The organism is Hyalangium gracile (assembly GCF_020103725.1).
Lineage (GTDB): Bacteria > Myxococcota > Myxococcia > Myxococcales > Myxococcaceae > Hyalangium > Hyalangium gracile.
This window is the reverse complement of the sequence record NZ_JAHXBG010000078.1, coordinates 1-1152: the sequence shown is the minus strand read 5'-3', so window position 1 is coordinate 1152 and position 1152 is coordinate 1. Positions and strand designations below refer to the sequence as shown.

Below are 1152 nucleotides of genomic sequence, written 5' to 3'. Positions count from 1 at the left end.
CTAAGTAGGTAGGCAAAAGTTTCTTTACAACAAGGAACGGAGCCAGAAGTGGCGGGAGAGGACGCCCGCCTTGCGGAGGGCCTGCTGATCCGAGAGGCCCAGCACCCAGTCTTCAGCGTGCTGGGCCTGTGCGTCAACCGAGGGGTACTGACGGTTTGCGGAGATGTACTGCTTGAGGGCACGCCACAGGTGGTCCATGGAGTTGAGTTCCGACCACTGCTTGGGCAGCAGAAGCAGGTGAATGTCCAGGCGCGCGGCCAGAGACTGGGACTTGGCGGCGGTGTGGCAACTGGCCTGGTCCAGCAGCAGGTACAGAGGACGCCCAGGGTAGCGCGCTCGCAACACGCGCAGGAAGGTTTGGAAGTCCTCTTGCCGCATGGAGGGGCGTTGCAGCACCACCCGGTGCCCGGTGCGCGGGTTGATGGCGCCGAAGAGCACGCGCCGGGCATTCTCGCCGGTGATGGGGACCTGGGCCTGCTCTCCCCTGAGCGCCCAGGCTGCTCGCAGCGGCGGGAACTGGCGCAGCAGCGTCTCATCCAGCACGAGCACCACTGCCTCCGGGGGACGCCTTCTCAGGCGGCGAACGAGGGCTGCTTTTTTTGGGGCAGGTGGGGCGCCTTGCGCGAATACACGTAGCGTGGGCGCTTCCAGCGTAACCCCATGGCCCGCATTCTTCGACGCAGGGTATCGGGATGGATGGCGCACCCGTAGCACCGCTCCAAGTGGGCGGCCAGCAGTGCCACCGTCCATGTGTGGGTCGAGTAGCCCCAGTCCGAAGGTGGACAGCTGAGTTCTTGGAAGATGAGTTCGGCGGTGATGCGGGCTGCTACCGGAGGACGTCCGCTGCGAGGCGCATCTCGCAGCGCCTCGACTCGCCGTGACTGCAAGTACCTCTCGAGCCAGAAGTACACCGCAGGTCGGCTCATCCCGGTCACCTCAGCGGCTTCGGCCAACGTGCGGCCCTCGGCCACAAGCAGCAGAGCCTGGATGCGTCGGTACACGCGCACATCCTCCGCCTGTCGAAGTGCTCGTCGAAGACGTGTACGATCTTTCCCGCTCAGTCCTCGCTGGGCGAGGCCTCGTCCCTTCTGCATCCCTCCAACGTAGGCCCCTCCCGGCTCTTGTGTCAGGAACTTTTGCCTACCTACTTAG

The 1152-nt window shown here is 64.7% G+C and carries 2 protein-coding genes; both read right to left on the bottom strand.

Features of this window, described 5'->3' with window-relative positions; all coding sequences use genetic code 11:
• Positions 1-24: 24 nt before the first annotated feature.
• The gene (locus KY572_RS46875) at positions 25-549 is read right to left on the bottom strand and encodes a transposase (protein ID WP_224250324.1); all 525 of its coding nucleotides are present in this window, start codon (positions 547-549) and stop codon (positions 25-27) included.
• A 23-nt stretch (positions 550-572) separates the two neighbouring features.
• The gene (locus KY572_RS46870; protein ID WP_317988003.1) at positions 573-1001 is read right to left on the bottom strand and encodes a helix-turn-helix domain-containing protein; all 429 of its coding nucleotides are present in this window, start codon (positions 999-1001) and stop codon (positions 573-575) included.
• Positions 1002-1152: the final 151 nt, after the last annotated feature.